A 21,330-nucleotide genomic window follows, 5' to 3' on the forward strand; every position below is an offset into this window, starting at 1 on the left:
CGGTGCTGAACCAAGCCAACCCATGCTGCCACACTCCCTCGCCGTTTGGGAGAGGGAGCGCGCAGATCTGCCGGTGATGTCAGCGCGCTCGGATGAAGCCGACGATGTCCTTGGTCATCCGCATGGTCTCGTCGGCGATGACCCGTGCGCGGTCGGCGCCGTGGGCCAGGATCGAATCGACATGGCCGGGATCGGCAACCAGCCGCTTCATCTCACCGGCGATCGGCGCCAGTTTCGCGACGCAAAGCTCGACCAGCGCGTTTTTGAAGGTGGAGAACTGGCCGCCGCCGAACTGGTTGAGCACCTCCTGTTTGGTGATTTCGGCGAGCGCCGCGTAGATGCCGACCAGATTGTCAGCCTCGGGACGCGCCTCGAGGCCCTTTTCCTCCGACGGCAGCGGCTCCGGATCGGTCTTCGCCCGGCGAATTTTCTGCGCGATGGTCTCGGCGTCGTCGGTGAGGTTGATGCGCGAATTGTCCGACGCATCCGACTTCGACATCTTCTTGGTGCCGTCGCGCAGGCTCATCACCCGTGTCGCCGGACCCGTGATGAACGGCTCCGGCTGCGGGAAATAGAGGCCTTCGTTGAAGCCGCGGCTGCGGATCGAATCGCCGAAATCGTTGTTGAACTTCTGCGCGATGTCACGGGACAGTTCGAGATGCTGCTTCTGGTCCTCGCCGACCGGCACGTGGGTGGCGCGGTACAGCAGGATGTCGGCCGCCATCAGCACGGGATAGTCGTAGAGACCGACCGAAGCGTTCTCGCGATCCTTGCCCGCCTTCTCCTTGAACTGGGTCATCCGGCTGAGCCAGCCGACACGGGCGACGCAGTTGAAGATCCATGTCAGCTCGGCATGGCCGGCGACCTGGCTCTGGTTGAACACGATGTGCTTGTTCGGATCGATGCCGGCGGCGATGAAGGCCGCGGTCACCTCGCGGGTGTTGCGCGCGAGCTCGGCCGGGCCGCCCCAGACGTCCGCTCCTTGCGTGATCGCGTGCATGTCGACGACGCAATAGATGCAGTTATGGGTCTGCTGCATCTTCACGAAGTTGACGATGGCGCCGAGATAGTTGCCGAGGTGCAGATTGCCCGTCGGCTGGACGCCTGAGAAAACCCGTTCAACGAACGCCATGGTCTCGATTCCCGGAAATGGGGCTGCTTTTGCAGCGTCGTTTGCCATTTAAGCCCTGCCTGCGCAAGTCAGGCGGGGCGCCTTTGCCTGACGGCGTTAACCGCCTCGCGCCAGCCGGCGACGCCGAAAAGCTGCAACAGGAGCCCATAACCGGCGATGCCGGCCGCGATCAGCACAACGAGCGACGCCGCCTGCACGAAACCGTGTGCGCCCGCCGCCGGCAGGGCCGTCTCCGCGAGCCACAGCAGGGCGCCCATTGCGAGCGCCGCGGCCAGGATGCGGGGCAGCCGGCGGCGCGCCGCGGCATCGATTGAAAAGCCGAATGTTGTGGCCCCCTTGCGGATCAGCGCCAGCGCATTGCTCCAGGCGCCGAACGCAATGCCGGCGGCAATTCCGCTGGCGCCGAAGATATGGCCGAGCAGGAAGGCCGCCGCAATCGCGACCACGATGGCCTTCAGCGTCGCAAACAGCGGCGTCAGCGTGTCCTCGCGCGCAAAGAACGCCGGCGACAGCGCCTTCACCAGCACGTGCGCCGGCAGCGCCAGCGTCAGCCAGGTCAGCGCCTGTGCGGTGGCCGCGCTATCCTCGGCGGTGAAAGCGCCGTGCTCGAACAACATCCGCACGATCGGTCCGCTCAGCACCATCAGGCCGAGCGTCGCCGGCAGCGCCAGCCCGGCCGCGAGCTCCAGGGCGCGTGATTCCGCATGCGCGATGGCCGACTGCTCGCCGCCACGCACGGCGCGGGTCATCTCCGGGATCAGCACGGTGCCCATGGCGACGCCGACGATGCCGAGCGGCAGCTCGAGCAGCCGGTTGGCGAAATAGAGCCAGGACACCGCCGATGGCGAGGTGGAGGCGATCACCGCGCCCGCCACCATGAGCCATTGCGGCGCGCCGCTCGCGACCATGCCGGGGACCGCGCGGCCGAGAAAGCCGCGCATCTCGGGATCGAAGGAGACGCGCAGCGGTGCGGCGAGCTTTGCCCCGCGCAGCGCCAGCATCGACAGTTGCAGGAAGCCGGCGACGCCGATCGTCGCGGCCATGACGAGCGCGGCCTGCACCGGGTCCTGCTGCCGCACCAGCAGCACCGCCATGACCGCGATCAGCGCGATGTTGAACAGCAGCGGTGAGAACGCCGTCAGGACAAAGCGGCCCTGCGCGTTGAGCAGCGCCATCATCACGGTGACCGGGCCGGCGAAGGCGAGATAGGGCAGCATCAGCCGTGCATCGTCGACGGCGAATTGCAGCGTGTAGCGGCCGACGAAGCCGGGCGCGATCGCCGTGATCACCAGCGGCATCACGACGCCGATCACGAGTGCGGCTGCGATCACGGCGGCGCTGACGGTGCCGAGCACGCGGCCGGCAAACGCTGTTGCCGCGTCCATGCCGTGCGCATCGCGCGCCTTCAGCCATGCGGGCACCAAAGCGGCGTTCAAACCGCCCTCGGCCAGCAGCCGCCGCACAACGTTCACGAGCTGAAACGCCGCCAGGAACGCATCCGCCACCGGCCCCGCGCCCAGCAGCGCCGCGATCACGGAATCGCGCACGAAACCGAGCAGTCGTGAAGCCAGCGTTCCCGAGGAGACGGTGAGGAAGGAGCGGAACATCGGGCCTGTATAGCAGCCGCTTCCCTTGCTGGCGCTAGCCGTAACGTGATAGGCCGCGCTCTTGTTGGTGGCGTTCACACAGGGCAAGTTGATGGCTGACGCAAAATATGACGTTCTCGGGATAGGCAATGCGATCTTCGACGTGCTGGTGCAAACGGATGAGGCATTCCTTGCCCGTCACGGCATGACCAAGGGCTCGATGCAGCTGATCGACGAGGCGCGCGCCACCGCGATCTACACTGACATGGGGGTCGCCACCGAGATGTCGGGCGGCTCTGCCGCCAACACGATCGTCGGCGTCGGCAATCTCGGCGCTCGCGCCGCCTATGTCGGCAAGGTCAAGGACGACCAGATCGGCAAGCTCTACACCCACGACATCCGCGCCGCCGGCGTCACCTTCGACACCGCGCCGGCCAAGACCGGCCCGGCCACCGGCTGCTCCTACATCCTGGTGACGCCGGACGGCGAGCGCACCATGAACACCTATCTCGGCGCCGCGCAGGACCTGACGCCCGACGACATCGATCCGGCTCAGATCGCCGCCGCCGGCATCATCTATCTCGAAGGCTATCTCTGGGATCCGAAGAACGCCAAGGACGCCTTCGTGAAGGCCGCGACGATTGCGCATGGCGCCGGTCGCCAGGTCGCGCTCACGCTGTCGGATTCGTTCTGCGTCGACCGCTACCGCGACGAATTCCTCGACCTGATGCGCAAGGGCATCGTGGATCTGGTGTTCTCAAACGAGTCCGAGCTGCACTCGCTGTACCAGACCGCCGATTTCGACACCGCGCTGAAGCAGTTCGGCAAGGACACCAAGCTCGGCGTCGTCACCCGCAGCGAGAAGGGCTGCGTCGTGATCTCAGGCGACGGCGTCGTCTCGGCGCCGGCCTATCCGATCGACAAGCTCGTCGACACCACCGGCGCCGGCGACCTGTTCGCCGCCGGCTTCCTGGTCGGTCTCGTCCGCAATGTCGGTCATGAGAACGCCGGCCGTCTCGGCGCGCTCGCCGCCGCCGAAGTGATCCAGCACATCGGCGCCCGGCCGCTGGTGTCGCTGAAGGAGCTGGCGAAGGCGAAGGGGCTGCTGGTTTAGGCGGCCCTGTCCTTCAACCTCCCCTGCGGTGGAGGGATAGCGATAGAAACGTCGCTCCACCCTCGTCATTCCGGGGCTCGCCGAAGGCGAGAGCCCGGAATCCATCGGGCCGCATCACGCGTGGAGCAATGGATTCCGGGTTCTCGCTTCGCGAGCCCCGGAATGACGGCGCGGCAAGCGAGAGAGGGAGAAGCGAGCATCAAGCCGTCTTCGCGGCCTTCAATCCCAGCCGCTGCTCCACGGCGTCGCGCATCACGAATTTCTGGATCTTGCCGGTCACCGTCATCGGGAATTCCTCGACGAACTCGACATAGCGCGGGATCTTGTTGTGGGCGATCTGGCCCTGGCAGAAGGCGCGCACCTCGTCTGCCGTGAGCGTTTCGCCTGACCGCACGCGAACCCAGGCGCACAGCTCCTCGCCATAGCGCTGATCGGCGACGCCGAAGATCTGCACGTCCTGGATCTTCGGATGGCGGTAGAGGAACTCCTCGATCTCTCGGGGATAGAGATTCTCGCCGCCACGGATCACCAGGTCCTTGATGCGGCCGACGATGTTGCAATAGCCCTCGTCGTCGATCACCGCGAGATCGCCGGTGTGCATCCAGCCATTGGCGTCGAGCACATCGCCGGTCTTCTCCTTCTCGTCCCAATAGCCGAGCATGACGCTGTAGCCGCGGGTGCACAGTTCGCCGCGTTCGCCGCGCGGCACCACCTTGCCGTCGAGATCGACCACCTTGACCTCGACATGCGGATGGATGCGGCCGACCGTAGAGACGCGGCGCTCCAAGGGATCGTCGGTCGCGCTCTGGAAGCTCACCGGGCTGGTCTCGGTCATGCCGTAGGCGATCGTCACCTCGCGCATGTTCATCTCGGTGTTGACGCGCTTCATCACCTCGATCGGGCAGGGCGCGCCGGCCATGATGCCGGTGCGCAGCGAGGACAGATCGAAGCGAGAGAACTCCGGATGGTCGAGCTCGGCGATGAACATGGTCGGCACGCCGTAGAGCGTGGTGCATTTCTCCTGCGCGATCGTCGTCAATGTCGCGAGCGGATCGAAGCCCTCGCCGGGATAGACCATGGTGGTGCCGAGCGTGACCGAGGCGAGATTGCCCATCACCATGCCGAAGCAATGATAGAGCGGCACCGGGATGCAGATGCGATCCTGCTCGGTCAGGCGCATGGCGCGGCCGGTGAAGTAGCCGTTGTTGAGGATGTTGTGGTGGGTCAGCGTCACGCCCTTGGGCGAGCCGGTGGTGCCGCTGGTGAACTGGATGTTGACGGGGTCGTCGAATTGCAGGCTCGCGCCGAGCGCGACAAGCTGCTCGCGGTGGCGTTCCCCGCCCATCTGCGCGACCTGCTCGAACGGAATCGTGCCCGGCGCCGCCGGTCCGCCGATCTGGATCACGGCGCGCAATTGCGGCAGCCGCGCCGAGCGCAGCTGGCCGGGCTCCGCGCTCGCAAGCTCGGGCAGCAGCGTGTTCAGCATCTCCATATAGGCCGAGGTCTTGAACGCGGTCGCCGTCACGATCGCGGCGCAGCCGACCTTGCCGAGGGCGAATTCGAGCTCGCTCAAGCGATACGCCGGATTGATGGTGACGAGGATCAGCCCGGCCTTCGCGGCGGCGAATTGCGTCAGCGTCCATTCCGGCCGGTTCAGCGACCAGATGCCGATCCGCTCGCCGCGTTGCAGTCCGAGCGCGAGGAAACCTGCGGCGACCGCCTCGACCCGTTCGGCGAATTCGTTCCAGGTCCAGCGGACATTGTGGCTGGGCGAGACCAGCGCCTCCCGATCGCCCCAGCGCGCGCGGGCGCGGTCGAGGCTGCGGCCGATGGTTTCGCCGAGCAGCGGCGTATCGGAAATGCCGCAAACATAGCTGTCTGCCTTGCTGTCTCCCTTGGGGGTGGGTGCCAAATTCGTCCTCCTCACGGTCATGTTCGTGTCGTCGCACTTTTTGCGCGATCTTAGTCGTTTGGCGCCGACGGGACAGGCCCGACCTATGGCGGGTATGAAAAATCCCTCCCCGCGAGAGGAGGGATTTCGCGTTGCTTGGCTGGAACCTTACGCCGCTCGCTGCTCGCTGCCGGCATCGAGCCCGGCATAGATGCCCTTCTCGAAGCCTGCGAAGGCTTCCAGGCTGTGCTTGTCGGCGAACGGCAGCAGCTGGGTCAGGATCACGCCGCAGACATCGCGCGACGGATCGATCCAGTAATAGGTGTTGGCAAGGCCAGCCCAGGCGAGGCTGCCGGGGCTGCGGCCTTCCGGCGTCTTGGCGGTGTTGATAAGGAAGCTCAGCCCCCACTTCTTCACCTGGTCCGGATAGAGGTCGACATCGTTGGTGTAAGGCGGCGCCGCCGTCGTCATCTTGCTGACGCTGAGATCGCCCATCTGGTTCTGCCCCATCGCCGCGACGGTCTCGGGCCTCAGCAGCTGGTTGCCGTTGCCTTTGCCCTTGTTGAGGATCATCCGGCAGAACTTGATGTAGTCGGCCGCGGTCGAATACAGCCCGCCGCCGCCCATGTGGAATTCCGGATTCTGCTCGAGCTCGAACGGCATCGCCGCCAGCGCTCCGTCCTCGCCCCGCGCGTGCATGCCGACCAGCCGCTTGCGCATGTCGTCGGAGATCTTGAAGCCCGTGTCGCTCATGCCGAGCGGCGCGAACATGTTGTCACGCAGATAGGCATCGAGCTTCTTGCCGGATGCGGCTTCGACGGCCTTGCCGACGAAGTCGATATTGATGCCGTATTCCCAGCGGGTGCCCGGATCGCTCGCGAGCGGCGTCTTCAGTGCGGCATTCAGGCAGGAGATGATCCCGGGCGTGCCGGTCTTCTCCATGTATTTCCCCATGTCGGCGTTCCACAGGTCGTAGCAGAAGCCGGCGGTGTGGGTCATGAGCTTGCGCAGCGTGATCGGCGCCTTCGCCGGCCGCAGCTTCGGCTCGCCCTTGGCGTCGAAGCCCTCGAGCACCTGCGGTGCGGCGAGATCGGGCAGCAGCTTGCCGATCGGCTCATCGAGCGACAGCTTGCCCTGCTCGACCAGCTGCATCGCGCCAGCTGAGGTCACCGCCTTGGTCATCGATGCGATCCAGAACACGCTGTCGGCGGTCATCGGATCGCTCTTGGAGAGGTCGCGCTTGCCGAAAGCGCCCTCGTAGATCACGTCCTTGCCGGTGGCCGCGACCGCGACCACGCCGGGAATCTCCTTTGCCTCGCTCTTCTGACGCAAAACCTGATCGATCTGAGCCTTGCTCTGCATTGGGCTTCCTCCGGTGGGTTTATTTGTTTTGAAGTGGGCGGATCATCCTCCCGCTCGTCGGGTCTCGCAAGGCGGGCAAGCGATGCGATTGTGTCGCGATGTCGTGAAAGCCCGGGTCGCGGGAACGAAGACGTTCACCACGAGCGCAGATTTTGCGGTGGACTCCGCGCAAGTCCCGGTGACCCGCAGGGGTGGCCACGGTAACGTGATCGGCAGACTGATTTTCGGACCTGATTTTTTGCATTAACGCATTCAGATCGCTGCACAAACGGCGCGGCGGATTGGGCCTGATTTGACGAAAAGGCTCGTCATTTTCGGCCCTTGCGGGGACGCAGCAATGATTTCGACATGGAGTGAATGGAAGCGCTATCCGCGGCCGGGCCGCGGCGAGAACATCGAGGCGCCGATCAGCCCGGGCCTCTATGAGGTGCGCTACGCAGGTACCGGCGCGCTGCACTCGTTCGAGGCAGTCGACAATGTCGCACAGGCGCTGGCGCTGCTGCAGACCGGAACCAGGTCGTGGTTCGGCCGTCGCGATGCGCGGGCCGAGGCCGATCTCGAGTATCGGACCTGCGCGACCTCGACCAAGGCGGATGCCAAGGCTGCGGCCGAGCGCATGATCGGCCGTCGTGAAACCTACATGTCCGGCGGCGCGATCTGACGACATTCCCCAGTGCGCAAATTGCGCAGCTGCGGTTGGATGCCCTGCATCGCCGGGGAACAACAGCTCGCAACGGTGTCGCGTTTGAGTCCAAGCAGGGTCGCGCCGGCGGCCAGTGCATCGCAGCGGCTTTCCGCCTATATAGGCGGCCAATACCCTCCAAAGACATTCCAGGAGTAACGCCATGACCCCGCCCGCTGCCGTACGCGCCACGCAATCCGCCGCTTCCCTGCACGACCGCCTGAAGGATCCGTCACTGCTGCGCGACCGCTGCTATATCGACGGCGCCTGGGTCGGCACCCCCGAATTCGCCGTCAACAATCCGGCCACCGGCGTCGAACTGATCAAGATCGCGCAGCTGGGCGCCGACGATGCAACCAAGGCCGTCGAGGCTGCGCAGCGCGCGTTTCCGGCCTGGGCCAAGCTGACCGCCAAGCAGCGGTCCAACATCCTGCGTAAATGGTTCGACCTGATCATCGCCAACCGCGAGGATCTCGCGCTGATCCTGACTTCCGAGCAGGGCAAGCCGCTCGCGGAAGCGCTCGGCGAGGTCGACATCGGCGCCGCCTATGTCGAATTCTTCGCCGAGGAGGCGCGCCGCGTCTATGGCGAGACCATTCCGACCCAGCGTGCCGACGCGCGCCTGCTTGCGATCCGGCAGCCGATCGGTGTCTGCGGCGCCATCACGCCGTGGAACTTTCCGAACTCGATGATCACCCGCAAGGTGTCGCCGGCGCTGGCGGCCGGCTGCACGGTGGTGCTGAAGCCCGCCAACGAGACGCCGCTGTCGGCGCTCGCGCTCGCGGTGCTGGCCGAGAAGGCCGGCGTGCCGAAGGGCGTGCTCAACATCATCACCGGCGATGCGCCTCCGATCGGGCAGGTGCTGTGTGAGCATCCGGCGGTGCGCTTCGTCGGCTTCACCGGCTCGACCAATGTCGGCAAGATCCTGTATCGGCAGGCCGCGGTCGGCGTGAAGAAGCTCGGCCTCGAGCTCGGCGGCAACGCGCCGTTCGTGGTGTTCGACGATGCCGACATCGACGCCGCGGTCGAAGGCGCCATCGTCTCGAAGTACCGCAACATGGGCCAGACCTGCGTCTGCGCCAACCGTCTCTATGCCCAGGACAAGATCTACGACCAGTTCGTCTCGAAGCTGTCGAAGAAGGTCGCCGAGATGAAGATCGGCGACGGCACGGAGGCCGGCGTGACCCAGGGGCCGCTGATCAACATGAAGGCGATCGAGAAGGTCGAGCGTCACATTGCCGACGCCGTGAAGGGCGGCGCCAAGATCGTGACCGGCGGCAAGCGCTCCGCGCTCGGCCGCAGTTTCTTCGAGCCGACGGTGCTGTCGGACGTGCGGCCCGACGCGCTGGTGGCGCAGGAGGAGACCTTCGGCCCGCTCGCGCCTGTGATCCGCTTCAAGGACGAGGCCGACGTGATCGCGATGTGCAACGCCTCGCCGTTCGGTCTCGCCTCCTACTTCTATTCGCGCGACATCGGCCGGGTCTGGCGCGTCGCGGAAGCGCTGGAATCGGGCATGGTCGGCGTCAACTCCGGCCTGATCACGACCGAGGTCGCCCCGTTCGGCGGCGTCAAGGAAAGTGGCCTCGGCCGCGAAGGCTCGCGCCACGGCATGGATGAATATGTCGAGATCAAATACGTGATGATGGCCGGCGTCTGATCGCCGTCATCGTGTGCTCGCTCAAGCCCGGCTCTGATTGAATCAGGGCCGGGCTTTTGTTTGATCACACGCTCTTGTCGATCGTTTGCCGACATTCAGAGGCTGCGACAATTCACCGCGTTCGACCGCGACGGCGATCGCATCGAGAATCTCTCTAATCTCGAAATGGTTGTCTGAAGGCCGCATAAGCGCGCAGCCTTCAACGAAACAATGATCCAAGCGTGGAATCTTCCACATCGATGTCGCAGCGTGCGGCCAAGCTTCGTCCCCTCTCTTAGATGCGTTCTAGTTGGCGTCACAGCGCATGCTGTTTATGCCCCGGTGGGTCGCGCTCGAACTCTGACGATGTTCGACGCGAAACCAAGAAGAAGACTCTGGGGACTTCATGCTCGTCACCTCAAACGTTCCATGCGCATTCCGACTGGCATGCGCATCTCTGCTGCTGACTGCAATTCCTTCGCTCGCGCAGACGCTGGAGCAGCCACCCGCAAGCGGTGCCACGTCCCTTCCGCCGGTCGTCGTGGCCGCGCCACAGCATCGAAGCACGCCGGTTCGCAGGCCGTCATCGTCGCGGTCGGCGCGCTCGTCGGCATCGCATCAGGCGAGCAGGCGTGAGCACGCGCCGACACCAGCGGCCACACCGACCGCCGGTGCGCAGCAGGCGGCGTTGCCGGTGCCCTATATCGGCGGCCAGGTCGCGCGCGGCGGGCAACTCGGCCTGCTCGGCAACAAGGACTATATGGACACGCCGTACAGCCAGACGAGCTACACGGAGAAGACGATCCGCGATCAGCAGGCGACCAGCGTCGCGGAAGTGCTGACGAATTCCGATCCGTCGGTGCGCGCAGCGATCGGCAGCAGCAACCGCTACGATGCGTTGACCATCCGCGGTTTCCGGATCGAGAACAGCGAAATCGCCTTGAACGGGCTCTACGGTCTGGTGCCGGCCTATCGCGTCAACCCGGCGCCGCTCGAGCGTATCGAGCTGCTCAAGGGACCGGCTGCCTTCCTCAACGGCATGGCCCCGCAGGGGAGCATCGGCGGCACGGTCAATGTCGTGACCAAGCGGGCAGCGGAAGACCTCACGCGCCTGACCGCCGGCTACATCTCGGATGGACGATTCGGAACGGAGCTCGACCTCGCGCGCCGCTACGGCGAACAGAAGGAGTGGGGCGTTCGCTTCAACGGAGGAATCGACGGCGGCAACACCACCATCGACCGGCAATCCGCGCGCAACGGCTTCGGCTCGCTTGGCGTAGACTATCACGGAGAGCGATTCCGCTGGTCCGCGGACATCATCTCCCAGGACGACTGGATGAAGGCGGCGCAGCGCGGCTATACGCCGGTGTCCGGCATAGCCCTTCCGAACGCACCCGATCCGCGCATCAATCTGGCGCAGCCATTCGACTACGCGCGGTCGCGCAGCCTGACCGGACTGACCCGTGCGGAATACGATCTGAGCAACAATGTCACCGTGTTCGGTGCGATCGGCGGCAACGAATTCCGCTACGACAAGCGGGAAGATCCGGGCGCGACGATCCTCAACACAGCGGGCGATGCGTTGGGCACATCCCGCTTCCAGACCGGCAAGTCCGAGTCGATCTCCGGTGAGGCCGGCGTGCGCGCGCGTTTCGATACCGGCCCGATCGGCCATGAGGTGGTGGTCAGCGGCAGCGCGCAGAACCGGACCGATTGGCTTGGCCAGACCAACTACGGGACCTATCTCACCAACATCTACAGTCCGACCCTGCTGGCGACCGCGGGCACGCCGGTATCGACATTCCCCGAGGGCAAGTCCGGCTTCCTCGGGCTGCGCAGCGTCGGCGTCGCCGATACGCTCACGACGATGGGCGGGATGCTGCAACTGATCGTCGGCGCACGCCAGCAGCAGGTGATCGCAAACAGCTACGCGCCGGTCAGCGGGCTGGAGACAACGCATTACGACCAGAGCGCGACGTCACCGTCGATCGCCCTCGTGGTCAGGCCTGTCAAGCAGCTGTCGCTTTATGCGAACTACATCGAAGGCCTGTCGCCCGGGCCGACGCCGCCCTCCGGCGCGGTCAACACCAGCGCGGTGTTTGCGCCCTTCAAGACTCGGCAGGTCGAGGTCGGCACCAAGCTCGATTTCGGCGGCTTCGGTGCGAGCCTTGCGGCGTTCCAGATCAGCCAACCGAGCGGCGTGATCGACCCGCTCACCAAGATCTACAGCCTCGACGGTCAGCAGAGAAATCGCGGCATCGAGCTCAATACCTTTGGCGAGGTCGCGCCGGGCGTGCGCGTCCTCGGCGGCGTGACCTGGCTCGATGCCCGGCTGACCCAGACCCAAGGCCATCTCTACGACGGCAATCATGCGATCGGCGCGCCCGGCCTGCAGGGCAATCTCGGCGTCGAATGGGATACGCCCTTCGTGCCCGGCCTCACCGCGACGGCGCGCGCGATCTACACCAGACGGGCCTATGTCAGCGCCGACAACACCCAGAGCGTCCCCGACTGGGCGACCTTCGACATCGGTGCGCGCTATGCGACGACGCTCGCGGGGCGTCCGACCACGTTCAGGGCGCAGCTGACCAACCTGTTCGACAAGCATTACTGGATCGGCAATCCGACCGGCTATGTGATCAGCGGCATGCCGCGCACGTTGTGGCTGTCGATGACGGTCGATTTCTAGGAGAAATGCCTGTGACCATCGCACGCGACCGTGCGATGGCCGGTCACACGCCCTTGTCGTTCGGGTTGGCCACCGCGTCCTTCAGCGGCGCCGTCATCGGGAAATTCAGGTTCACGTTCTTCGGCGGAATCGGCCGCGTGAACCATTTGGCGTAGAGCTCCTGGAATTCGCCGCTCTTCATCATCGCGGCCAGCGTCTTGTCGACCAGCGCCTTGAACTCCGGATCGCCCTTGCGAAGGATCAGTCCGTAGGGCTCGGTGCGCAGGCTGTCGTCGATGATGCGCCAGTCCGACGGGGTGGGGCTGCCGGCGATCAGGCTCGCCAGCAAAATGTCGTCCATCACGAAGGCCTCGCTGCGCCCGGTGGTCAGCGCGAGGAACGACGCGGCATGGTCCGGCGTCAGGATGTTCTTGGTCTGAAAGTTGTTCGCTTGGGCGCGCGCACTCAACAGCCCGATCGAGGTCGAGCCCGAGGTCAGCGAGACCGGCCGGCCGCCGAGGTCCTCGAAGGCCCTGATCGGCGCGTCCTTCCGCACGACAGCGCGGATGCTCGACACGAAGATCGTGTCACTGAAGGCGACGACCTTCTGCCGCTCCAGCGTGTTGGTCGCGGGTCCGCAGACGATATCGATGGTCCCGTTCTCGATCAGCGGTATCTGGGTGGAGAGCTGGATCGGCTGCAGCCTGGTCTGCAGCGCGGGCAGCTTCAGCTCGCCCTTCACCGCATCGACGATCCGCGCGCAGAGGTCCATCGCGAAGCCAACCGGCTTCTGGTTGTCGTCGAGATAGGAGAACGGTACCGAGACGTCGCGGTGCCCGAGCCGGATTTCTCCGGTGTCGCGGATCTTGGCCAGCGTGCCGTTGGGGGACTGCGCCTGCGCCGGAGCGGAGACCGCCGCTGAAAGAAATGCTGTATAAATCAATGTCTTGACGGGTCGATTCATCAGGCGCTCGCAGATCTCGATAGTTCTGGATACGATCGGTCAAGATTTTATACACAGCATTGCATAATCACCAAACAGATTTTATACAATCCTGGCTCAGTCGGATATCTCAGTCCGAGCTCACCAGCGAGACGCCGCATGGAACCTGTAACCGCCGCAAGCCATCGAGGAGCCGGGCCCCACGGTTCCGCGCCGGACACCGTGCGCGAGGCGCTGCGGGTTGCGATCAGCTCCGGCGAGCTGGCGCCCGGATTGCAGCTGCGCCAGGACGAGCTCGCCGCGCGGTTCGGAACCAGCCGCATCCCGGTGCGCGAGGCGTTGCGCCAGCTCGAGGCCGAAGGTTTTGTCACCTTCCTGCCGAATCGCGGCGCTGTCGTTTCTGACCTGTCGATCGACGAGGTGATCGAGCTGCTTGAGATCCGTATCGCGCTCGAGTGCCATGCCTTGCGCTTGGCGATCCCCGCGATGGGCGTGATCGATCTCGAGGAGGCAACGAAGATACTTCGTGCCTACGACGCCGAGCCCGATCCCGCGCAATGGGGCGCCTTCAACTGGAAATTCCACGCCACGCTCTATGCGCCGTGCAATCGTCCGCGCCTGCTCTCCATGATCGAGGCGAATTACGGTCATGTCGGCCGCTTTACCCGGGCACTGGTGTCGCAGGCGACCGGCAAGGAGCGTCCGCAGCGCGAGCACTACAGGCTGCTTGAATTCTGCCGCGACGGCGAGGTCAAGAAGGCCGTCCGGCTGCTGCGCGATCATATCGAGGAGACGCAGAAGACGTTGCGCTCGGCGCAGCGCCAGGCGTTGCGCGATGCTGCTCCGGTCTGATCGACATCAGGACCCAATGAACTATTGCCGGCGCCGCCGCGGGCCGATCGGAGAATGCGTGTGAAGACCAATGACGTCGAAATCCTGGTGATCGGTGCGGGCATTGTCGGCATCGCCACGGCCTACTACCTCGCCGTCCAGCACAAGCGTTCGCGCCTGTTGATCGTCGATGAGGGACAGCCGATGGCGCTGACCTCGGCGCAGTCGGGCGAGAACTACCGCAATTGGTGGCCGCATCCGACGATGGCGGACTTTACCAATCACTCCACCGATCTGATGGAGGAGATCGCGCGCCGCAGCGACAACCGCATCCACATGACGCGGCGCGGCTATCTCCTGGTCACGCGTGAGACGAAGTCCGACGAGCTGTTGCAGCAGCTCTACGCCGGCTATGGCGCACAGGCCGCCAAGCTGATCCGCCTGCATGAAGGCGCAAGCCGCGGCTATGTGCCGCCGCATTCGGCGGACTGGCAGACCGCGCCTGACGGCGTCGACGTGCTGCTCGGCCGCGACCTGATTCAGCCGCACTACCCGACCTTCGACAAGGAGGTCTCGACCGCGCTGCATATCCGCAGGGCGGGTGACATCAGCGGTCAGCAGCTTGGCCAGTACATGCTGGAAACCATGCGGCCGTTGGGCGCGCAATTCCAGCAGGCCAAAGTGGTCGGCCTTGCGAAGGCCGATCGCTTCGCCGTCGAGGTGCTGGCCGATGGCGTGCGACAGACCATCAGGGCCGATATCATCGTCAATGCCGCGGGCCCGTTCGCCGCGCAGGTCGCGGCAATGCATGGCGAGCGGCTTCCGATCGTCAATGTGCTGCAGCAGAAGATCGCGTTCGCCGACCGTAACCGCGCGGTCGATCGCAAGATGCCGTTTGCGATCGATCTCGACGGCCAGACGTTGGCATGGTCCGACGACGAGCGCGCGGAGCTCGCGGCGGCGCCGGAATTCGCGCGCCTGCTGGCGCCGATGCCGGGCAGCATCCATTGTCGGCCCGACGGCGGCGATCACGGCGAGTGGATCAAGCTCGGCTGGGCCTTCAACGAAGAGCAGATCACCGCGCCGGTCCGCGAGCCGGAGCTGAATTCCTATTTCCCCGAAGTCGTGCTGCGGGCGGCGAGCCGGCTGCAGCCGCGCCTTGCGCAGTATCTCGCTGCGTTGCCGCGCGACCGGGTGCACTACGGCGGCTACTATCCGATGACGAAGGAAAACTGGCCGCTGATCGGCGCCGCGAAGACGCCAGGCGTGTTCCTCGCCACTGCGCTGTCCGGCTACGGCACAATGGGCGCCTGCGCTACAGGCGATCTCTGCGCCTGTGCCGTGGTCGGCGCGCCGGTGCCCGCCTTCGCCCGCAGCCTCTCGCTCGCGCGCTATGACGACAAGGCGCTGATGGATCAGCTCGCGGCGAGCGAAAGCCGGGGACTACTTTAGCGCCGCAGCACCGCGATGGTGCGGTTCGCGAAAGTCAGCCGCTCCGCCATGACCGACACGAAATAGGTCAGCAGCTTGTGGCTGAGCTCGGGGTCCTCGTCGCGGATCGCCGCGAACTGGCGGGTGTTCAGCACATAGAGCACGCTCGGCATCTCGGCCTGGATTGTGGCGCTGCGTGGAGTGTTCGCGACGAGGCCCATCTCGCCGATCGTGGTGTAGCGGCCGAGGCTGCGCACGCGCGTGGTGCGGCCGTCGTCGGCGGGCACCATGATGCCGACGCGGCCGTCGAGGATGAAGTGCATGGAATCGGCGGCGTCGCCGGCGTGCACGATGACCTCGCCGGCGTCGACCTCGATCCGCTGGCAGCGCCGGATCAACGTATCGGCATCGCCTTCATTGTCGAGCAGCCCGGTGAACCAGCCGCGCAGATCGGCCTCTTCCTGCGCGAGGTCCTGGTGCTGTGCGATGATCTGGTTCTCGCACCATTCCAGCGCATGATCGAGCTCGTCGATCACGGAGACGCCCTCGGTAATGAAATCGCTGGCGCGCAGCACCTGTTCGGCCTTGGCCGACAGATGCACCAGCACCAGCTCGACGCCGACCTCATGCGCGCTGCGCTTGATCTGCGCAAAGCTGTAGGCCGCCGATGAATCGACGCCGGTGACGAGCTTGAAGTCGAACAGCAGGTAGCGGCACTCCGCCCGCTCGCGCAGCAGCGCCTTGACGTGCTGGTACAGCCGGTTGGCGGAGCCGAAGAACAGGTAGCTCTGCAAGGTCAGCCCCTGGATCTTGCCGCCGTGCGCCTGCAGCACGTTCCGGTCGTCGCGCGAGCGATCCAGCGAGCTGCGGTACTCCGAGCCGTCGAAACCGTATTTGATCGCCTCGACCCGCGCTGCGCTGAGCGCAAAGGTGGCGCAGCCGATGATGACGCCGATCAGGATGCCGGGCACGAAGCCCCAGGCCACGATGATGACGATGATCGCGAGCAGCGAGACATACTCGGTCTTCGACAGCCGCTTGCGCGATTCGATCATCCATTTGTGCAGCTGGTCGGCGCCGAGATAGATCAGCAGCCCGCCGAGCACGAATTTCGGCATGTAGCCGGGCAGCTGCGGCGCCACCGCCAGCATCAGCAGCGAGATCGCGGCGACCGTCAGTCCCGACAGCGGGCCACGCCCGCCGCTGGAGAAATTGAGGATCGAGCGGCTGACCGAGATGCAGCCGGCATAGCCGGCCAGCGCGCCGGTCAGGATATTGGCGAAGCCGGTGATGTTGAGCTCGCGCTCGAGATTGGCCTCGCGATGCACCGCGACCTCGATGCCGGTGGTGTTGAACAGCGTGCTCGCCGCCGTGACGAAGACCACGGCGATCAGGTTGCCGAGCAGATCCGGCACCGCCGACCACGGATAATGCGCAATCTCCGCCGCGTGCCACGGCAGCATGAAGGTCGATGCCGGCGGCGGCTCGAAGGTCCAGCCGGTCAGGTGAGCTTCCTCTGGCGTGATGCCGATGATCCAGAACACCAGATGCGCCACGATCACCCCGCCGACCAGGATGATCGGCAGCCCAAACGGGGTGCGCGATCGATGCCAGGTCAGATACAGCACCAGCGCCATCGCGCAGGCGGCGCTGAGCTCGGAGATCGTGATGATATTGGTGAAGTGGATGAGGGTGCCGAGCTGCACGGGGTAACCGGTGATCACCCTGATTGCGCCGAGCACGATCAACAGGCCGGTCGCGCCGAGGAATCCGCCGACCACGGGGTAAGGCACGTAGCGGATGGCGCGGCCGAACCGCGTCAGCCCGAGGCAGCACAACACGATGCCGGTGACGATGGTCGAGAGCCCCAGCGTGATCAGCACTGGTGTGAGCAGCGGCGCAGTCGGGTTGGCGGCGCCGATGCGCTCGACCAGCGAGGCCATCAGGATGCCGGTCACCGCCGCGGTGGAGCTGTCAGGGCCGGCGACTGCGAACGGCAGCGAGCTGCCGAGCGCGATCAAGGTCGCAAGCACCGCCGACGAGATGAATGTCGCCGCGATGCCGTATGACAGATAGGGCGCCAACGGTCCGGCGAAGATCAGCAACGCGTAGGACAGGCCGAAGGTGATGCCGAGCACACTGGCCGCGCTGCCGCCGAGAATGTCATGCATGGCCCGCCGCGCTCGCGAACCGAAATAAAGCGATCGACCAATCACGTTGAAAAATGTCCTGAACTTCCGACGCCAGTGGTAGACGAGCCCGGCGCAGGACGACAACAGGATTTTTGTGACAACCGCTTCTCAATGCGCGCATTTTCAGCGTCGCCCTGCTTGTGGGCCGACGATCGCAACGCGCTGCTCGATGCCGGGCTCGTCGAGCAGCGCACGCTGGGTCGCGACGATGTCGCCGACGGTGATGGCAGGGAAGCATGGCCTGCAGTGCCTTCCCGTCCGCGGCTCGATGCGCGCCGGGTTGGTCGAGCCGGGCTACCCGTTCCCGTCCTCGGTGCCGAACGCGCCGTGACGGCCGATGCCCGAGGCAAAGCGCGTCGCCCCCGACAGCGTCTCGCCTGAGGCGATCACGTCGAGCCCGCCGCGCATTTCGTTCCTGATCGCCTCTTCCTCGTCGAGGTCCCATTGCCGCAGTGCCGACAGCCGGTCGGCCCGCATGCAGGTCTGCGGGAATTTCGCGATGTCCTTGGCAAGCGCGACGGCGTGCGCGCGCGTCTCGCCCTTCGGCACCAGCCGGTTGGCAAGTCCCATGCGATGCGCCTCGGGGCCACCGACCGGGCGTCCGGTGAGGATCAGATCGATCGCCTGCGAATGGCCGATCAATCGCGGCAGGCGGATGGTGCCGAGATCGATCAGCGGCACGCCGAAGCGGCGGCAGAACACGCCGAAGGTCGCGTCCTCCGCGACCACGCGCATGTCGGCCCACAGCGCAAGCTCCATGCCGCCGGCGACCGCAAAGCCCTCGATCGCGGCAATGACTGGCTTCGAGAGCCGCAGCCGGCTCGGCCCCATCGGCGCGATCGTGTTGTGGCCGCCGACCTCGCGCTTCTTCTCGGGATCGCCCGCCGCCACCGCTTTCAAATCGGCGCCGGCGCAGAAATAGCCGCCGGTGCCGGTGAACACCGCGACCGATGCGCTGGCGTCGGCGTCGAAGGCGAGGAATGCGTCATACAGCTTGCGTGCTGTCGCGCCGTCGACCGCGTTGCGGTTGTGCGGGCGGTTGATTGAGATGATGGTGACGGGACCATCGCGCTCGACGAGCACGGTATCTGCATCGGACATGGGTCGCTCCCTGGCTTGTTGGTTGGAGCGAGCCTAACGGTCCCTCTCAGGCAATGCCATCGCGAACGAAGGCGACGCGAATGGTCGGGTCGCCGATCGCCTCATGCGCGTCGTCGAAACGGACGCGGCGCGTGATCACATGCTCGGGATGGTAATGACCTGCCGCAACATGGGCGACGCAATCGGGCAAATCGGCGCGGACATTGACACGCGAGACCCTCAAGGTGATGCCGACGCCGTACATGTGCCGGAGCGGCACCGGCGTGGTCTCGGCGAAGTCGCCATACATGCGCTGGCAGACGCCGTTCGGTTCCGTCGCGCGGAATGCCAGCAGGATGCTGGCGTCGGTCGCAGCCGCATCGATCACGATCGGAAACAGGCCGGGCGGCTCCATCATGAGGCCGGCCGGCGCTTCGACGACGTCGGCGCCGAGCGACTTCGCCTTTGCGAGGCGCGGCGCATGATCGTCGAGATAGACGACGCGGCCCGCGCCATGCGCCACCGCCGCCTGCACCGCGAACATCGCGAGCGATTGCGCGAAGCCGCCGATCACCAGCACATCCGCGCCGGGCCGCTGCTCGAGCCAGCGTGTCACCGCGCTGAAGCCGTCGGTCGCGCCGTCGGCCAACCCGGCGGTTTGCGAGAGGGGATGGCCTTCGGGCTGGCGGACCAGCATGTGATCGGCGAACGGAACGCGGATCAGGTCGGACAGTCCGCCGCCATATTCGACGCCGCAGACCGGCTTCAATCCGTAAGACGACCGGAACGGCACCGCCGCGCAGGCATTGGTGTGGCCGCGCCGGCAGCGGTCGCAGGCGCCGCAACTGATCTGGAACGGAACGATGACGAGATCGCCGGGCGCGAAATTCTTCACCTGATCGCCGACGGCGGTGATGCGGCCGGCGGTCTCGTGCCCGAGCGCAAACGGACCGGGCAGCCGCGATCGGCCGTGGACGATCGCAAGATCGAGATCGCAGCGCGTCACCGCGAGCGGCTGCACCAGCGCGTCGCGATCATCTTGCAGATGGGGCTCGGGAACGTCCCACCATTCGACCTTGTTGCCGCCGACATAAGTCAATTGCCGCATCGCGTGCTCTCCGCTTTGGACGGAGAGTGCCGGGAGGCAGGTGCGGCGACAAAAGGTTTGTCTTCAACGGAGATGAATGGAATTCACCTGTGCCGTCGAGCGAAGCGGCGCGGCGTGTCTAACCCGTCATCTTGAGGAGCCGCGAAGCGGCGTCTCGAAGGATGCACGGCCATCAGCAGGGCCGTCGCCCCTTCGAGACGCGCTCCTCAGAGCGTGTGAATTTTTGTGGCTTGGGCGAAAGATGTAGCGGGAGGGATGGGGGATGTGATTCCCTGCAATCGCTGAATTGCGGGAGAGCGGGAGATGGCTGAAGACCAGCTGTTTGGAGAACTGCCGGAGCAGCCGAAGCCGCAAACTGATGCGGCGCCAGCGGGTTTGCCGCGTCTGCGCGAGCCGCAGCGCGATCAGATTGAACTGCGGGCGGTGGATATCGATAGCCTGATCGGGGAAGATCATCCGGCGCGGGTGATCTGGTGCTATGTCGACGGGCTCGAGCTGCGCGAGCTTGAAGATCGGATCAAGGCGCGGGGCGAGAGGCCGGGTCATCCGGCGACGTCGCCACGGCTTTTGCTGGCACTGTGGCTCTATGCGACCAGCGACGGGGTAGGAAGCGCTCGCGCCCTGGAGCGGCTGTGCGAGAGCCACGATGTCTATCGCTGGCTGTGTGGCGGGGTCTCGGTGAACTACCATACGCTGGCGGACTTCCGGGTCGGATGCGCCGATCTGCTCGATCGGCTGCTCGCCGAACATCTTGCGGCCTTGGCGGAGGTGGGCCTGGTCGACCTCAGCAAGCTGGCGCAGGACGGCGTGCGGATCCGGGCGAGCGCCGGGGCCGCCTCGTTCCGGCGAGAACAGACACTCGATCACCATTTGGAGACCGCGCAGACGATCGTGGCGGAGCTCAAACGCGAGGTCGAGGCGCGCTCCGATGCCAGCAACCAGCGCATCAAGGCGGCCAAGGAGCGAGCGGCGCGTGAGCGCACCGAACGCCTGAAGGCAGCGCAGGCCGCGCTCGCCGAGATCAAGCGGCAGCGCCAGGCGCGCGAAGACAAGCGCAACAACGGCAAGACGCCGAAGGAGCCGCGCGCCTCTACGACGGACCCCGACGCCCGCGTCATGAAGATGGCCGACGGCGGCTTCCGGCCAGGATACAATGTGCAGGTGGCGAGCGCGGCCGGCGAGCAGATCGTGGCCGGGCTCGACGTGACCAATATTGGTTCCGATCGCGGCCTCATGCAGCCAATGCTAGATCGCTTGCGCGCGCGGACCGGCCGCCTTCCGGGCCGCCATCTCGTTGATGGCGGCTTTGGCAGTGCCGAGGACATCGAGTGGGCGCATGATCAAGGGGTTGAGGTCTATTGTCCGCCCACGCAATCCAAGCACGGTACCGATCCCTACCTGCCGCGGCGCGGCGACGGCCCGGGCGTGTTGGCTTGGCGGGCACGGATGGCAAGCGAGCCGGGCAAGGCCCAGTACAAGCTCCGATCGATCTGCGAGTGCATCCACGCTCGATGGCGCAACTGGGGCCTGCGGCAACTCACCGTACGCGGCCTTGAAAAGGTCCGTGCCGTCGCGCTCTGGTTCGCCCTCACCAACAACGTCTTACAAGGGCATCGGCTCTACAGCGCTTAAACACCACATCGGCCACCCGGCCGCAGCTGCGCAAAAAACCAA

15 protein-coding genes are annotated in these 21,330 nt (G+C 65.5%); 7 read left to right on the plus strand and 8 right to left on the minus strand.

What is annotated here, in order from left to right; genetic code table 11:
• Positions 1-79: 79 nt before the first annotated feature.
• Positions 80-1,132, minus strand: a complete 1,053-nt coding sequence (gene trpS / locus ACTUWL_RS16195) for a tryptophan--tRNA ligase (RefSeq protein ID WP_021082664.1) — start codon at positions 1,130-1,132, stop codon at positions 80-82.
• Positions 1,133-1,200: 68 nt separating this feature from the next.
• Complete coding sequence (gene murJ / locus ACTUWL_RS16200) at positions 1,201-2,739, minus strand: murein biosynthesis integral membrane protein MurJ (RefSeq protein WP_035653780.1); 1,539 nt, start codon at positions 2,737-2,739, stop codon at positions 1,201-1,203.
• A 91-nt stretch (positions 2,740-2,830) separates the two neighbouring features.
• Here murJ and ACTUWL_RS16205 point away from each other — a divergent pair, with 91 nt between their 5' ends.
• Positions 2,831-3,832 (plus strand): adenosine kinase, encoded by a 1,002-nt coding sequence (locus tag ACTUWL_RS16205; protein WP_021082666.1) that lies wholly within the window; start codon positions 2,831-2,833, stop codon positions 3,830-3,832.
• 199 nt (positions 3,833-4,031) lie between these two features.
• Here the strand turns inward: ACTUWL_RS16205 and ACTUWL_RS16210 are convergent, their stop codons facing one another.
• Together ACTUWL_RS16210 and ACTUWL_RS16215 are read right to left on the minus strand one after the other, a co-directional pair.
• Complete coding sequence (locus ACTUWL_RS16210) at positions 4,032-5,765, minus strand: AMP-binding protein (protein ID WP_106940531.1); 1,734 nt, start codon at positions 5,763-5,765, stop codon at positions 4,032-4,034.
• 126 nt (positions 5,766-5,891) lie between these two features.
• Complete coding sequence (locus tag ACTUWL_RS16215) at positions 5,892-7,085, minus strand: serine hydrolase domain-containing protein (protein ID WP_021082668.1); 1,194 nt, start codon at positions 7,083-7,085, stop codon at positions 5,892-5,894.
• Positions 7,086-7,422: 337 nt separating this feature from the next.
• Here ACTUWL_RS16215 and ACTUWL_RS16220 point away from each other — a divergent pair, with 337 nt between their 5' ends.
• The 3 genes from ACTUWL_RS16220 (at position 7,423) to ACTUWL_RS16230 (ending at position 12,092) form a co-directional block, all read left to right on the plus strand.
• A complete protein-coding gene (locus ACTUWL_RS16220) occupies positions 7,423-7,746 on the plus strand; it encodes a hypothetical protein (RefSeq protein WP_021082670.1) in 324 nt (107 codons plus the stop codon).
• A gap of 184 nt (positions 7,747-7,930) precedes the next feature.
• Positions 7,931-9,424, plus strand: a complete 1,494-nt coding sequence (locus ACTUWL_RS16225; protein ID WP_021082671.1) for an NAD-dependent succinate-semialdehyde dehydrogenase — start codon at positions 7,931-7,933, stop codon at positions 9,422-9,424.
• 673 nt (positions 9,425-10,097) lie between these two features.
• Positions 10,098-12,092, plus strand: a complete 1,995-nt coding sequence (locus ACTUWL_RS16230; RefSeq protein WP_021082672.1) for a TonB-dependent receptor — start codon at positions 10,098-10,100, stop codon at positions 12,090-12,092.
• A 43-nt stretch (positions 12,093-12,135) separates the two neighbouring features.
• Here ACTUWL_RS16230 and ACTUWL_RS16235 read toward each other — a convergent pair whose 3' ends face one another.
• Positions 12,136-13,035: an amino acid ABC transporter substrate-binding protein gene (locus tag ACTUWL_RS16235; RefSeq protein WP_021082673.1), complete on the minus strand. Its 900-nt coding sequence runs from the start codon at positions 13,033-13,035 to the stop codon at positions 12,136-12,138.
• Positions 13,036-13,173: 138 nt separating this feature from the next.
• Here ACTUWL_RS16235 and ACTUWL_RS16240 point away from each other — a divergent pair, with 138 nt between their 5' ends.
• Together ACTUWL_RS16240 and ACTUWL_RS16245 are read left to right on the plus strand one after the other, a co-directional pair.
• Positions 13,174-13,866 carry a GntR family transcriptional regulator gene (locus ACTUWL_RS16240; RefSeq protein ID WP_021082674.1) on the plus strand — a complete coding sequence of 231 codons (693 nt, stop codon included), beginning with the start codon at positions 13,174-13,176 and terminating at the stop codon, positions 13,864-13,866.
• 54 nt (positions 13,867-13,920) lie between these two features.
• Positions 13,921-15,297, plus strand: a complete 1,377-nt coding sequence (locus ACTUWL_RS16245; protein WP_035653721.1) for an NAD(P)/FAD-dependent oxidoreductase — start codon at positions 13,921-13,923, stop codon at positions 15,295-15,297.
• On the opposite strand, the gene ACTUWL_RS16250 is transcribed toward ACTUWL_RS16245, so the two are convergent.
• From ACTUWL_RS16250 to ACTUWL_RS16260, 3 genes are all read right to left on the minus strand, one after another.
• Entirely contained in the window at positions 15,294-17,447 is a 2,154-nt protein-coding gene (locus ACTUWL_RS16250) for an SLC26A/SulP transporter family protein (RefSeq protein ID WP_021082676.1), read from the minus strand. The genes ACTUWL_RS16245 and ACTUWL_RS16250 overlap by 4 nt on opposite strands.
• Before the next feature lie 315 nt (positions 17,448-17,762).
• Positions 17,763-18,569, minus strand: a complete 807-nt coding sequence (locus tag ACTUWL_RS16255; protein WP_021082677.1) for a crotonase/enoyl-CoA hydratase family protein — start codon at positions 18,567-18,569, stop codon at positions 17,763-17,765.
• 46 nt (positions 18,570-18,615) lie between these two features.
• Positions 18,616-19,656 (minus strand): zinc-dependent alcohol dehydrogenase, encoded by a 1,041-nt coding sequence (locus ACTUWL_RS16260; protein ID WP_021082678.1) that lies wholly within the window; start codon positions 19,654-19,656, stop codon positions 18,616-18,618.
• A gap of 303 nt (positions 19,657-19,959) precedes the next feature.
• Here ACTUWL_RS16260 and ACTUWL_RS16265 point away from each other — a divergent pair, with 303 nt between their 5' ends.
• Entirely contained in the window at positions 19,960-21,288 is a 1,329-nt protein-coding gene (locus tag ACTUWL_RS16265; RefSeq protein WP_106940575.1) for an IS1182 family transposase, read from the plus strand.
• Positions 21,289-21,330 lie beyond the last annotated feature (42 nt).

This window comes from Bradyrhizobium sp. WCU1, from assembly GCF_053474805.1.